This is a genomic window from Paracoccus seriniphilus, assembly GCF_028553745.1.
Taxonomy (GTDB): domain Bacteria; phylum Pseudomonadota; class Alphaproteobacteria; order Rhodobacterales; family Rhodobacteraceae; genus Paracoccus; species Paracoccus seriniphilus.
The window spans coordinates 470174-482779 of the sequence record NZ_CP067129.1 but is presented as its reverse complement, the minus strand read 5'-3'; the positions used below and the strand labels follow the sequence as shown (position 1 = coordinate 482779).

The window sequence follows — 12606 nt, the reverse complement described above, 5'->3', positions numbered from 1 at the left end:
TCCCCCACAGGGGGCAAAGTCAAGCCAAGGCAGGCTGTCGTGGCCGGGCCTCGATCACGACAAAGGCCTGCGCCCAGGGGTGATCATCGGTCAATGTCACATGGACGATGGCCTCATGCCCGACCGGAGTCATCTGTGCCAGCCGGTCGGCAGCCCAGCCGGTCAGTTCCATCACCGGCTGCCCTGATTCCATATTGGCGACCGCCATGTCCCGCCAGCTGATGCCCATGGCCAGCCCCGTCCCCAGAGCCTTCGAGCAAGCCTCCTTGGCCGCCCAACGTTTCGCCAGGGTCCCGGCCTCATCCCTGCGGCGCGCCGCCTTGGCCAGTTCGATCTCGGTAAAGACGCGCTTGCGGAACCGGTCGCCAAAGCGGGCCAGCGTATTTTCGATACGCTCGATATTCGCCAGATCGGTTCCGATCCCCAAGATCATCGTCCGCCCCGCATCCTGCCCCGCATTCGGCACTTCATTTGCGCGCATCATCCATGCAGCGGCGCATTTTCTGAATCGCCGGTCCAAGCCCCAGGAAGACGGATTCGGCAATCAGGAAATGACCGATGTTCAACTCGGCAATCTGGGGCAGCGCCGCGATCGGGCCAACCGTATCAAAGGTCAGCCCGTGACCGGCATGAACCTCCAGCCCCAGTTCCGCAGCCAGAGCCGCCCCGCGCGTCAGCCCCGCCAGTTCCGCATCGCGCGCGGCAATGTCACCTTCGGTATCGAAATCGCAATAGGCACCGGTGTGCAGTTCGACCACGGCGGCACCGATCCGGGCCGCAGCCTCGATCTGGGCCGGTTCATGGCCGATGAACAGCGACACGCGGCTGCCCGCCTCGCGCAGTGGCGCGATGAAATCGGCCAGATAGGCCTCATTTCCGGCCACATCCAGCCCGCCCTCGGTCGTGCGCTCTTCGCGCTTTTCAGGCACCAGGCAGATTGCATGGGGCCGGTGGCGCAGCGCAATCGCCTGCATTTCCGCCGTTGCCGCCATTTCCAGATTCAGCGGCAGGCGGGAATGTTCGGTCAAAGCGTCGATATCGGCGTCGCGCATGTGGCGACGATCCTCGCGCAGATGGGCGGTGATTCCATCCGCACCGGCCTCTTGGGCCAGATGTGCCGCGCGCAGCGGGTCCGGCCAGGGCGTTCCGCGTGCGTTGCGAATGGTGGCAACGTGATCGATATTGACGCCGAGGCGCAGCATGACATTTCTCCGCTTGTTTTGGGCAGTCTAACGACCCCTCTGCGAGGGCACCAGTTCCGTCGCCTCCGCCCACCAACCGTGCCGGGACAGCGCCGCCGCAGCCTTGCGGGCCTGAGCATCGCTTTCAAACAGCCCGAAACATGTCGCCCCCGAACCGGACATGCGCGCAAGACCTGCGCCATTCTGCTCAAGCGCCGCAAGCACCTGCGAAATCAATGGCAGGATATCCCGCGCCGCCGGTTCCAGATCATTGCGCGTCTGCCGCAGCCAGCCGATCAGAGCCGCAAGGTCCGACCACGACGGGATTGCGCCAAGAGGCGCATTGTCTCGCGATGTCAGGGCGCGAAACACCGCCGGGGTCGAGATCTCATGTCCGGGATTGACCAGAACCGCCGACACCCTGGGAAGGCCGGAAAGCGGCGTCACGATTTCGCCGATTCCCTGCATGCGCGCCGGTTGCGACAACATGCAGACCGGGATGTCCGCTCCCAACCGGTCGATGCCTTCGGGACGGGAATGACCCATGCGCTCCAGCCCGCGCAACACTGCGGCAGCATCGGCCGAGCCGCCACCGATCCCCGAGGCGACCGGCAGATTCTTTTCCAGGGAAATCGCGACGCTTGCGCCGGCCAGTTCTGCCGCCCGCCAGCAAAGATTGCCGGAATCGGCCTCCAGCCCCCGCGCAAAGGGTCCATCGATCTGCAGTGACATCGGGCCCGCACGCAGGCTCACCCGATCCCCTGTCGCGGCAAAGGCAACCAGCGAATCCAGCAGGTGATAGCCATCCTCCCGGCGCCCCGTGACATGAAGCGCAAGATTCACCTTGGCCATGGCCGTTTCGACGACAGCTGCAGTCATCGTGCCGGTTCAGTCCAATGCCCGTGGATTGTCGCCCGCCCCGGCCTGCCTGACCACCAAGGAGGCCTCGTCGCCCTCTTCGGCCAGGACAGCATCCAGACCGCGCTCCAGCTTGGCCCGGATCCGTTCAGGATCGACATCATCATTGCTGTCGGGGTTCAGCGAAAGCGCGCGTTTCCACTGGGTTTCCGCTTCGCGCTTGCGGCCGTTCATCCAGTAGATATCCCCCAGATGGTCATTGACCAAAGGATCGGCGGCCATGGTGCCGATGGCTTTCTCCATCGGCGCGACCGCCTCGTCATAGCGACCCAGACGGAAATAGGCCCATGCAAGCGAATCCAGGATATAGCCGTCATCGGGCGACAGCTCGACAGCACGCCGGATCAGTTCCAGCGCCCGGTCCAGATTCTCGCCGCGGTCAATCCAGCTATAGCCCAGATAGTTCAGCAGACTGGCCTGATCGGGACGGATCTCGATCGCCGCCAGCAGATCCTTCTCGGCGCGTTCGAACTGTCCCGCGCGTTCCAGCGCGATGCCACGCGCATACAGCGGGAACCACCGTGCCTGATCGGGCGCATCCGTCAGCAGGGTCAGCGCCTTGTCATAGGCAGGCACAGCCTGCGAGAATTTCTGCTGCTGGCGCAACAGATCCCCCAATGCAATCCAGGCCTGCGGCAATTCCGGATAGGCCGCGGTCAGGGACAGGGCGGCCTTTTCAGCCTCGTCATGGCGGTCGGCCTGCGACAGGGCATCTATCCGCGCCAGTTCGGCGACCGGACGCATCTGCCCCTTGCGGCGCAGGGTCTCATATTCCTCTTCGGCCAGATCGAACTGCTGATGTTCCTGCAGCAATTGCGCCGTCATCAGACGCGCCTCGGTCATCTCGGGCGACAGCCATGACGCCAGCCGGGCATGAATCAGTGACAGAGGCTCGGGATTCGGATTCGAGGCCAGAGCAGTCGCAAAGGTCAGAAACACCTGCGCGACCCCGTCGGCGGGTGTGCGCACCACGTCGAATGCGACCGGCTCTCCGGCCTTCAAGGCATCGCGCAATGCCAGCAGTTGCGGTTCGGCCTCAAGCCCCGGCAAATTGTCCAGCAAGGCAATCGCCTCGTCGCGCCGCTCAAGCTGGGCCAGAATTTCCGCGCGCGCCATGAAGCCCAGAACATGCGCGCCGGTCACGCGACCTTCCAGCAGCTTCGCGGCGCGCTCATAATCGCCCACCAGCGCCCGTGCCAGCGCCAGATGATAATTGACCATCGGCGCCACATCGGGGGTCTTCGCCATTTCCTCCAGCAGCACCATGGCATCCGAGGCGCGGCCCGCGCCCATCAGTGCCCAGGCACGGATCATGCCGACCATCAGATCGCGATCCTTGCGATGCGGCCTGGTGCTCTTCTCGGGATCCGTGCGTTCAAGCAAGGCATCCCAATCGCCCTGATGCACAAGATCCGCGCTGCGAACCAGACGGGACAGTTCGGTGCTGTCCCCGCGCTCTTCCATCCGGGCGGCAAATTTGACCCCGCGCTCGATCTCGCCCGCGGAACAGAATGCAACCAGTGCGCTGTCTGCCAGATAGGCATCGCCCGGATCATGCGCCACGGCCTGAGCGAAATATCGGGCTGCGGCGCGATAATCGCTTTCGACGGCGGCCATACGCGCGGCCAGATACGGCCCGGCAAGCCCGAAGACCGGTGCGCTTTCCTTCGCCTCGTCCTCCGGGCGCGGCGAAGGCCGGTCCTGAGCATGAAGAGCAGCCGGTGCCCCGAGGGACAACAGCAGGGCAAGGGTCAGCGCCAGATTCGGGCGGGTCAGGTTCAAGGTTTCCATCCCGGATAACAGAGTTTTCTAGCGCGACCCTATCGCCGCAGCCACCCCCTCGCAACGGGCCAGCTGCGGCAAATGCGATCACATGTTCGGGTAATTCGGCCCGTCACCGCCCTGCGGCGTGGTCCAGTTGATGTTCTGCGACGGATCCTTGATGTCGCAGGTCTTGCAGTGAACGCAGTTCTGGAAGTTGATCTGGAAGCGCGGTTCGCCGCCCTCTTCGATCACCTCATAGACGCCGGCCGGGCAATAGCGCTGCGCCGGCTCGGCGAATTCGGGCAGGTTCACCCGGATCGGCACCGAAGGATCCTTCAGCTTCAGATGGCAGGGCTGGCTTTCCTCGTGATTGGTGAAGGCGAAAGCCACATTGGTCAGCCGGTCAAAGGACAGCTTGCCGTCCGGCTTGGGATAGTCGATCGGCTGGAAGTCCTTGGCCTTGCCGGTCGCCTGCGCATCGCTCTTGCCATGCTTCCAGGTGCCAAGAGGGTTCCAGCCGGTCAGGTTCGACACCCACATGTCGAAACCGCCAAGCACCAGCGAGGGCCACAGGCCCAGACGTGACCAGATCGGCTTGACGTTGCGGACCTTTTTCAGATCCTTGGCAATATCCCCGCCACGAACTGCCGCGTCATAGGCGGTCAGACGATCACCCTCGCGGCCCTCCTTCAGCGCCGCAGCCGCGGCTTCGGCGGCCTCGATGCCGGAAATCATCGCATTGTGATTGCCCTTGATGCGGGGAACGTTGACCATTCCCGCCGAGCAGCCCAGCAGAACACCGCCATCAAAGGACAGCTCGGGGATGGACTGCAGCCCGCCCTCGCTGATCGCCCGCGCGCCATAGGCAACGCGTTTGCCGCCTTCCAGAAGCTCGGCCACCATCGGGTGATGCTTGAAGCGCTGGAATTCCGCGTAAGGGTAAAGATAGGGGTTCTCGTAGTTCAGGTGGACGACAAAGCCGACCAGCACCTGATTGTCCTCGAAATGATAGATGAAGCTGCCGCCACCGGCATTCTTGCCGAGGGGCCAGCCCATGGTGTGGACCACCCGGCCCTTCTTGAACTTCTCGGGCTTGACCTCCCAGATTTCCTTCATGCCAAGGCCGAATTTCTGCGGCTCGTGACCCTCGGAGAGATTCAGCTTGCCGATGATCTCCTTGGCCAGGCTGCCGCGCACGCCTTCGGCGATGAAGACATATTTGCCGTGCAGTTCCATCCCCGGTTCATACATGTTGCCGGGGGTGCCATCCGAATTCAGGCCCATCTCACCGGCGACGACGCCCTTGACGCGATTGCCATCCCAGACGATCTTGCTGGCGGCCATGCCGGGGAAGATTTCGACCCCCAGTTCCTCGGCCTGTTCGGCCAGCCAGCGACAGACGTTGCCCATGCTGACGACATAGTTGCCGTGATTGTTCATCAGCGGCGGCATCGGCCAGTTGGGCACGCGCATCTGCCCACCCTCGCCAAGCACGAAGAAGTTGTCATCCACGACTTCGGTGTTCAGTGGCGCGCCCTTTTCCTTCCAGTCGGGGATCAGCCGGTTCAGCCCGGATGGGTCCAGCACCGCACCCGACAGGATATGGGCGCCGATTTCAGAACCTTTTTCCAGAACCACGACCTGGATCTCGGGATCAATCTGCTTCAGCCGGATCGCTGCTGACAGCCCCGAGGGGCCTCCACCGACGATCACAACATCGTATTCCATCGACTCGCGTTCGATCTGCGTCTCGTCGGTCATGGCTGGAAACTCTCCCCTCTCTTGTCTAGCTGGCACAGGACTAACGCGGCTTTTTCGATGGGGCAATCATAACACTGTTATCTGGACAGCCTAATTTCGCCGACTGCCTGTCTGGTGGGCTTGCAAAGCTCTGGAATTTGGGTTCACGATGCATGCGACGGAATTTCGCGCCCCTGCCATGGCAAATGGTGGGGGCGTTCGATTAGCGTCGGGACGGCAACCGCAACCCGGAAGGAAATGGGCAGCGATGGAAAAGATACCGATGACCCGCAGCGGCTTTGTGGCGTTGGAACGCGAATTGACCGAACTGAAAGGCAAGGACCGCCCTGCCATCATCCGGCAGATCGCCGAAGCGCGCGAACATGGCGATCTCTCGGAGAATGCCGAATATCACGCCGCGCGCGAGAAACAGGGTTTCATCGAAGGCCGCATCAAGGAACTGGAAGCGATCCTCTCGCGTGCCGAAGTGTTCGACCCTGCGAAACTGTCCGGCTCGATCAAATTCGGTGCCACGGTCGACCTGCTGGACGAGGACACGGAAGAAGAGCGCACCTATCAGATCGTCGGAGAGGCCGAGGCCAATATCGAACGCGGCCTGCTGAACATGCGTTCGCCGCTGGCGCGCGCGCTGATCGGCAAGGATGAAGGCGACAGCGTCGACGTCAAGACTCCGGGCGGCGTGCGCAGCTATGAAATCCTGGCCATCCGGTACGAGTAGCGCTGATGTCGCTGGTCGCCCGGATCACTTCGCTGGCGCAACGGGACTCCATGTCTGCGATCGGACTGGGCCTCAGCGCCGCCTGGCTTGCGCTGGTGCTGATCTTCTGGCTGGTGACGCCGGCCGCGCAAACTGAAATCGGCGGCATCGGCAGGCTTGTGGCCGTTGTCGGAATCCTGTTGCCGCTGGTGCTGATCTGGACTGCCGTGGCGCTGGCACGCTCGATTGCGACGCTGCGCGCCGAGGCCGAGGACATGCGCCGCAGCCTGACACTGCTGCGTGAGTTCGCGGCAACGCGGGGGGCACCGCCTCCCGCCCATCCGGAGGGTCCCGCCAGAACCGCGCCGGCGGCGCGCCCCCTGGAAGGGCGTACAACCGCGACTTCATCACCGGTGCCCCCCGCAGCGGCCACGACGCGGATGCGGCCGGTCGAGCCGCGCCCGACGCCCCCGGCTGCGGATGCCGACGAAAAAGTCACTGTCGCACCCGAGACATTGATTCGCGCGCTGAATTTTCCCGACGGTCCAGATGACGCCGATGCCATTTCGGCCCTGCGCAGCGCATTGAAGGACCAGAGCAATTCGCGCGTGCTGCGGGCATCACAGGATGTCATCACCCTGCTGGCCAGCCATGACATCTATATGGATGACCTGTCACCCGTCCACGCCCCGGCGGAAGTCTGGCGCGACCTTGCCCAAGGCGCGCGCGGAGAGACCGTTTCGGCCCTTGGCGCGATCAGGGAAGAGGCCACCGAGGATGTGGTGGCCTCGATGTTGCAACAGGATGAGATTTTCCGTGACGCGGCGCATCATTTCCTGCGCCATTTCGACGCCTTGCTGTCACGGCTGATTCCGCAGCTGGACGATGATCGGATCGCCACCCTGTCACAAACGCGGTCGGCGCGGGCCTTCATGCTGCTGGGACGGGTCACCGGCATCTTCGGCTAACCCCGCCGGTTCAGATCGTGGCGCAGGAGCAGCACCTGCCCCGTCCAGGGCCAGCCATAGCGCCCGCGCCCGACCTCGACGAAACCCAGGCTGGCATAGAACTGCCGCGCGCCGCGATTGCTCTTTTGCACCTCGGCGCGCAGGCCGCCCATGCCGCGCTGGCGCGCCAGTTCCACCAGAGCCCCGATCAAGGCCCGCCCGGTTCCCTGCCGCATCTCGCGTGCGATGATTCCGTCAATGACCATATCCGACGTCGCCGGAGCAGCGCGATAGGCCAGCGCCGCAAAACGCGGAATTTTCTTGAGGAAGCCTCCGTCACCATCGCGGATACCGGCTACTCCGACAAGCTGATCACCCTGCATGGCCACCATCCCGTGGGCTGCATCCATTGCCGGAATCGCCGCCTGTCCGCCGGTCCAGATCCCGAAGCCGCGCCACCACAAGGCCGCGGCATCCGCCATGACACAATCGGGCACCGGATGATGAATATCGATCCGACAGGCTTGCCACTGATTGCCCGTCATGCAAGCAAGCGGTGCACAGGATACAGCATTGAAAGTTTCATGGCTCCCTCGCCCGAACCCAGACCCGAACCGCAGCAGCCCCCGGCGCTCGACGATCCGGCAAGCAAACGCGCCCTGACGCGCACGGCTGGCGCAGCATATCGCCATGGCATGCTTCAGGCGATGCCTTTTCTGCTGGTCATCATTCCCTTCTCGATCCTGTTCGGCGTGGTTGCCACCGAGGCAGGGATGGACCTGGCGAAAGTCATGGGCTTTACCGTGCTGGTTCTTGCCGGAGCCTCGCAGTTCACGGCGATCCAGCTGATCTCGGACAATGCTCCGGCGATCATCGTGATCCTGTCCGGGCTGGCCGTCAATCTGCGCATGGCGATGTATTCCGCCTCGCTGGTGCCATGGCTGCGCGGAGCTTCGGGAACGCAGAAGGCTTGGCTGGCCTATGTGCTGATCGACCAGAGCTATGCCCTGTCGATCCAGCATTACGAACGCCATCCGGGGCTGTCACTGCGCCAGAGGCTTGCCTATTTTGCGGGCACGGCAACGACGCTTTGCGTGCCATGGGTGATCGCGACCTGGGTCGGCGCGACCGTCGGTCAGGCGATTCCCGAAGAGGTCGCGCTGGATTTCGCCATGCCGATCACCTTTCTGGCAATGATCGCCCCCATGCTGCGCACCCCGGCCCATCTGGCAGCCTGTTTCGTGGCCGTGGCGGGTGCGCTGGCCCTGGCGTGGATGCCCTCGGGGCTTGGCCTGCTGATCGCCGCGCCCCTGGGAATGGCGACAGGAGCCCTGGTCGAATACTGGATCGAAAAGAAGCGGGGCACGGCGTGAACGGGGAAATGTCGGATCTGGACATCTGGATCATCATCATCGCCCTGGGGATCGGTACCTTCCTGATCCGCTGGTCATTCCTGGGCGCATTGGGCGATCGGGAATTGCCGGGCTGGGTTCTGCGGATGCTGCGCTATACGCCGGTGGCCGTGCTTCCCGCGCTGGTCGCCCCGCTGGTGCTGTGGCCAGCCGCGAATGACGGCCAGCCCGAACCGGCCCGAATGGCCGCGGCCACGGCAACCGTGATGGTCGGCCTGCTGACCAAGAACGTGATCCTGGCGATCGCCGCCGGGGCCATCACCCTGTTCGGCCTGCTGTACCTGCTGGGCTAGACCGGCCGCGCGGGGCGATTGGTGATCACCCCGTCCTTCTGTTTCAGAAGCACATCGTGATTATTCGCCGGATCGCCATCCATATGGCGTTTCGAGGTCACGCCGGGCAGGGTCAGGAACCAGTTGCGCAGCTTGATCGGCGAAAAGCCCGAAGGCGCGCCCTCGAAGCCCGGCAGGCCGCGCAGCACTGTCGATGTCTCGACCGCGCAGAAGCTCTTGTTCGCGGCGCCATTTGCCTCGGCCCGCGCGATGGCCAGATCGGCCACCTCGCGACTGACGGGAACGCTGTCCTCGGCGACCCAATAGGTGCTGCGGGCGTGGTAATCGATATAGAAGCGGCGGAAATTGTCCGTGATCCCGTAAAGGACATCATGCCTTTCGGGAATTCTCGGGTGATTCCACGTCCCGGCCGGATCATAGATCACCCGCTGACTGCCATTGATCATCAGGGCGGAATGTCCGCCCTCGCCGCGGGGAATGCCGATCACCGTGAACAGGGTGATCGAGGGCGGCCCCTCGGCGACAAAACGCGCCTGCCTGACAGCCTCGTCACTCGCCCAGATATTGTCTGCCCCGCAGGCAGCCAACACAAGCGGCAGCGAGGCCGCCAGAAACACGCGTCTTTTCATGAAATCTTCGTGCGAATCAGGCGTTGGACAGCGCCAGGAAGATCAACACGACGATCGCGATCCCACTGACCCAGGTCGTCATGCGGATAAAACCGGCAAATGTCTTGCGTTGCGCGGTGATGTCCATTTCGCCCAGCTTGTGCTCGGATATCTCATGATGCGTGGCCATGACTGCCCTCCGGATGATGTTTGTCATGCGATAGCTGAAACTTCAGCCACTGTCACGCCCCCCAAAATACCGCACCGTCTCTTTCGTCAACAGCACGAATAGCGCCATTCAGACGCAGGTGATTGATATGGGCGACAGCCTCGACAAGGGCCAGCCCGAATTCCATCGCCGCGATCTTGCGCTTGAACAGAATGTCAAAGCAGCCGACCGCACTGCGCGGTTCCTTTTTCAACGCATCGACAATGCGACCCAATGCGCCGTGATGATTGTCGATCAGCTGCTGCAGGCGCGTCGGCAACCCGGTGAAGGGCAGCTTGTGCCCCGGCAGGACCAGATGATCAGGCTGGGCCAGCGCCGCCATGCGATTGCAGCTGTCCAGCCATTCGCCCACCGGGTCGGCGTCGGGCTCTGTCGGATAGACCCCCAGGTTGGGCGAAATCGACGGCAGAAGCTGATCGCCCCCGATGACCAGATGGTCATCCTGCGACCAGAAGGTCAGATGACGCGGCGCATGACCATCCCCCATGGCCACCCGCCAACGGCGCCGACCAAAGCTGACGATCTGGCCCTCGCTCATGCGGGTAAAGCCAAGCGGCAGCGGATGCACGACATCAGCGGAATTATAGGGTCGTTCCGCCATGCGTTTTGCCAGAATTTCCGCAGGCATACCGGCGCGTCGCCAGAAATCGACCGACTGGCGGGGCGGACGATCCTGAGTATCCAGTTGCAACATCCGCGCCATCAGCCATGCGGTGCGGCTCATCATCAGTTCGGCGCCGTCACTTTCCATGAACCAGCCCGCCAACCCGATATGGTCGGGATGATGATGCGTGCCGATCACCCGATTGATCGGCAATCCCTGCAATGGACCGGCACGCAATCGGGCCCAGATCGCCCGTGCGGCTGCCGTGTCAAAGCCGGTGTCCACAATGGTCCAGCCGGTGTCATCCCGCAGGGCATAGACATTCACATGGTCCAGCGCCATGGGCAGCGGCAAACGCATCCACAGCACGCCATCCGCAACCTCGATTGCCTCGCCCTCGGCGGGAATGCTCTCGAAAGGATATGAAATCACGCCGAAAAATCTCCAGCCAGCGCGGCATCACTGATCGCGGTCAGTTCCTCCAACCCGGCCCGCGCCTCGGCCAGATCCGAGGCATAGCGCGGCAGAACCCGTGAAATATACACCCGGGCCAATGCGACATGCGCAGCCGATCCGGCCATGGCCGCGCGCAGATGATAATGCGCGCCCAGAACCCGCGCAAAGGCCATCAGGAAGGGCACCGCACCGCCGAAACGTTCCGGCAGGTCGCGTTCCATCATGGCCAGCGTCGCTTCGCGCATCGTTTCCCCTGCCTGCCAGACTCTTTCGGACAGATCGTGATGAGCACCATTCGCGGCCTTCGCATTGTCCAGTATCTCGTCCAGCAGCCGCATGGCCGCATCGCCACCGTCGGCCAGCTTGCGCCCGACCAGATCCATTGCCTGAATGCCGTTGGTCCCCTCATAGATCGGGGTGATCCGCGCATCCCGCAGATATTGGGCGGCGCCGGTTTCCTCGATATAGCCCATCCCGCCATGCACCTGCACGCCGGTATCAGCCACGCGGCAACCGACATCGGTGCCATAGGCCTTGGCAATCGGCGTCAGGAAGGCAGCCCGGGCGGCATGTTCCGCAGCGCCTGTCGCACGCTGCATGTCGATCGCGCTTGCGCAGGCAAGACAGATCGACCGCGCCGCAAAAACCTCGGCCCGCGCGGTGGCCAGCATCCGACGGACATCGGGGTGATTGATGATCAGACCCATCTGATTGCGTTCGCCCGCATAGGCCACTGCCTGCTGCAGTGCCGCTTCGGCCACGCCGACACCCTGAACCCCCACGCCCAGACGCGCGCAGTTCATCATGGTGAACATCGAGGCCATGCCCTTGTGCTCTTCCCCGATCAGCCAGCCGGTCGCGCCCTCATAGCTCATGACACAGGTCGGACTGCCGTGGATGCCCATCTTTTCCTCGAGGCTGACCACCTTGATAGAGTTGGCCACACCCGGATTTCCCTGATCGTCGGGCAGGAACTTCGGCACCATGAACAGGCTGATCCCCCGCGTGCCCCTGGCCCCATCGGGCAGCCGCGCCAGCACCGCGTGGCAGACGTTCGAGGTCACATCGCTATCACCCCAGGTGATGAAGATCTTCTGTCCGGTAATGCGATAGGTGCCGTCCTCATGCCGCTCGGCACGGGTGGTCAGGGCACCGACATCGCTGCCCGCGCCCGGCTCGGTCAGATTCATCGTTCCCGACCATTCCCCGCTGTTCAGCTTGGGCAGATACAGCGCCTTCAATTCTTCGCTGGCGTGATGCTCCAGTGCCTCGATCTGCCCCTGGGTCAGCAGCGGGTTCAGTTGCAGCGCCAGACATGCGCCGGACATCATCTCGGCCACGGCCATGTTCAGGGTCATCGGCAGGCCCATGCCGCCATACTCCGGATCTGCCGCCAAACCGATCCAGCCCCCTTCGGCAATGGCCGCAAAACCTTCCGCATAGCCCGGAGAGGCGCGAACCCTGCCGTTCTCCAGCCGTGCCGGCACCTGGTCGCCACTGCGGTTCAGCGGGGCCAGCACCTGCCCCGCCAGCTTGCCCGCCTCGGCCAGGATCGCCCGGGTCGTGTCCTGCGTCGCCTCGGCAAAGCGATCGGTCTCCTGAACCTCGGAATAGGCGATCACGCGGCTCAAAATGAATTCGATCTGTTCAACCGGTGCCGCATAGGTCATCGGATTCCCCTCCCTCGGCGCCTTGGCATTGCCCGCTGGCGCGATTATCACACAGTTCAGTTCGCA

14 protein-coding genes are annotated in these 12606 nt (G+C 63.4%); 4 read left to right on the top strand and 10 right to left on the bottom strand.

Annotated elements, in window-relative coordinates:
* Window positions 1-19: 19 nt before the first annotated feature.
* The 5 genes from acpS to JHW44_RS02290 all read right to left on the bottom strand — a co-directional run bounded on the left by acpS (window position 20) and on the right by JHW44_RS02290 (window position 5624).
* Window positions 20-433: a holo-ACP synthase gene (gene acpS, locus JHW44_RS02310; RefSeq protein ID WP_089343931.1), complete on the bottom strand. Its 414-nt coding sequence runs from the start codon at window positions 431-433 to the stop codon at window positions 20-22.
* A gap of 34 nt (window positions 434-467) precedes the next feature.
* Window positions 468-1202, bottom strand: coding sequence for a pyridoxine 5'-phosphate synthase (locus JHW44_RS02305; protein ID WP_089343751.1), 735 nt, complete (start codon window positions 1200-1202; stop codon window positions 468-470).
* 27 nt (window positions 1203-1229) lie between these two features.
* Entirely contained in the window at window positions 1230-2060 is an 831-nt protein-coding gene (locus JHW44_RS02300; protein WP_089343752.1) for a 4-(cytidine 5'-diphospho)-2-C-methyl-D-erythritol kinase, read from the bottom strand.
* Window positions 2061-2069: 9 nt separating this feature from the next.
* A complete protein-coding gene (locus JHW44_RS02295; RefSeq protein ID WP_245846960.1) occupies window positions 2070-3881 on the bottom strand; it encodes a tetratricopeptide repeat protein in 1812 nt (603 codons plus the stop codon).
* Window positions 3882-3968: 87 nt separating this feature from the next.
* The gene (locus JHW44_RS02290; protein WP_089343754.1) at window positions 3969-5624 is read right to left on the bottom strand and encodes an electron transfer flavoprotein-ubiquinone oxidoreductase; all 1656 of its coding nucleotides are present in this window, start codon (window positions 5622-5624) and stop codon (window positions 3969-3971) included.
* Between the two features lie 247 nt (window positions 5625-5871).
* On the opposite strand from JHW44_RS02290, the gene greA reads away from it, so the two are divergent.
* Together greA and JHW44_RS02280 are read left to right on the top strand one after the other, a co-directional pair.
* Window positions 5872-6342: a transcription elongation factor GreA gene (gene greA, locus JHW44_RS02285; protein WP_179217665.1), complete on the top strand. Its 471-nt coding sequence runs from the start codon at window positions 5872-5874 to the stop codon at window positions 6340-6342.
* A 50-nt stretch (window positions 6343-6392) separates the two neighbouring features.
* The gene (locus tag JHW44_RS02280; RefSeq protein ID WP_272850292.1) at window positions 6393-7289 is read left to right on the top strand and encodes a hypothetical protein; all 897 of its coding nucleotides are present in this window, start codon (window positions 6393-6395) and stop codon (window positions 7287-7289) included.
* Here JHW44_RS02280 and JHW44_RS02275 read toward each other — a convergent pair.
* Window positions 7286-7813 carry a GNAT family N-acetyltransferase gene (locus JHW44_RS02275; RefSeq protein WP_179217666.1) on the bottom strand — a complete coding sequence of 176 codons (528 nt, stop codon included), beginning with the start codon at window positions 7811-7813 and terminating at the stop codon, window positions 7286-7288. The genes JHW44_RS02280 and JHW44_RS02275 overlap by 4 nt on opposite strands.
* Before the next feature lie 150 nt (window positions 7814-7963).
* Here JHW44_RS02275 and JHW44_RS02270 point away from each other — a divergent pair, with 150 nt between their 5' ends.
* Both JHW44_RS02270 and JHW44_RS02265 read left to right on the top strand, forming a co-directional pair.
* Complete coding sequence (locus tag JHW44_RS02270) at window positions 7964-8641, top strand: AzlC family ABC transporter permease (protein WP_245846997.1); 678 nt, start codon at window positions 7964-7966, stop codon at window positions 8639-8641.
* An 8-nt stretch (window positions 8642-8649) separates the two neighbouring features.
* Entirely contained in the window at window positions 8650-8973 is a 324-nt protein-coding gene (locus tag JHW44_RS02265) for an AzlD domain-containing protein (RefSeq protein WP_089343756.1), read from the top strand.
* On the opposite strand, the gene JHW44_RS02260 is transcribed toward JHW44_RS02265, so the two are convergent.
* The 4 genes from JHW44_RS02260 to JHW44_RS02245 are packed head-to-tail and all read right to left on the bottom strand — an operon-like array spanning window position 8970 to window position 12540.
* Window positions 8970-9602, bottom strand: a complete 633-nt coding sequence (locus JHW44_RS02260; protein WP_089343757.1) for a hypothetical protein — start codon at window positions 9600-9602, stop codon at window positions 8970-8972. The two genes, JHW44_RS02265 and JHW44_RS02260, sit on opposite strands and share 4 nt — an antisense overlap.
* A 16-nt stretch (window positions 9603-9618) precedes the next feature.
* On the bottom strand, window positions 9619-9771 hold the full coding sequence (locus JHW44_RS02255; protein WP_089343758.1) for an aa3-type cytochrome c oxidase subunit IV: 153 nt from the start codon (window positions 9769-9771) through the stop codon (window positions 9619-9621).
* A 52-nt stretch (window positions 9772-9823) separates the two neighbouring features.
* Window positions 9824-10846, bottom strand: coding sequence for an MBL fold metallo-hydrolase (locus tag JHW44_RS02250; protein ID WP_245846961.1), 1023 nt, complete (start codon window positions 10844-10846; stop codon window positions 9824-9826).
* The gene (locus JHW44_RS02245; RefSeq protein ID WP_089343759.1) at window positions 10843-12540 is read right to left on the bottom strand and encodes an acyl-CoA dehydrogenase family protein; all 1698 of its coding nucleotides are present in this window, start codon (window positions 12538-12540) and stop codon (window positions 10843-10845) included. Before JHW44_RS02245 ends, JHW44_RS02250 begins: the two co-directional genes overlap by 4 nt.
* Between the last annotated feature and the right edge of the window lie 66 nt (window positions 12541-12606).

Coding starts and splice junctions, on each gene's coding strand:
- acpS (WP_089343931.1), bottom strand. CDS start 433: ATGATCTTGGGGATCGGAACCGATCTGGCGAATATCGAGCGTATCGAA.
- JHW44_RS02305 (WP_089343751.1), bottom strand. CDS start 1,202: ATGCTGCGCCTCGGCGTCAATATCGATCACGTTGCCACCATTCGCAAC.
- JHW44_RS02300 (WP_089343752.1), bottom strand. CDS start 2,060: ATGACTGCAGCTGTCGTCGAAACGGCCATGGCCAAGGTGAATCTTGCG.
- JHW44_RS02290 (WP_089343754.1), bottom strand. CDS start 5,624: ATGACCGACGAGACGCAGATCGAACGCGAGTCGATGGAATACGATGTT.
- greA (WP_179217665.1), top strand. CDS start 5,872: ATGGAAAAGATACCGATGACCCGCAGCGGCTTTGTGGCGTTGGAACGC.
- JHW44_RS02280 (WP_272850292.1), top strand. CDS start 6,393: ATGTCTGCGATCGGACTGGGCCTCAGCGCCGCCTGGCTTGCGCTGGTG.
- JHW44_RS02275 (WP_179217666.1), bottom strand. CDS start 7,813: ATGACGGGCAATCAGTGGCAAGCCTGTCGGATCGATATTCATCATCCG.
- JHW44_RS02270 (WP_245846997.1), top strand. CDS start 7,964: ATGCTTCAGGCGATGCCTTTTCTGCTGGTCATCATTCCCTTCTCGATC.
- JHW44_RS02265 (WP_089343756.1), top strand. CDS start 8,650: ATGTCGGATCTGGACATCTGGATCATCATCATCGCCCTGGGGATCGGT.
- JHW44_RS02260 (WP_089343757.1), bottom strand. CDS start 9,602: ATGAAAAGACGCGTGTTTCTGGCGGCCTCGCTGCCGCTTGTGTTGGCT.
- JHW44_RS02255 (WP_089343758.1), bottom strand. CDS start 9,771: ATGGCCACGCATCATGAGATATCCGAGCACAAGCTGGGCGAAATGGAC.
- JHW44_RS02245 (WP_089343759.1), bottom strand. CDS start 12,540: ATGACCTATGCGGCACCGGTTGAACAGATCGAATTCATTTTGAGCCGC.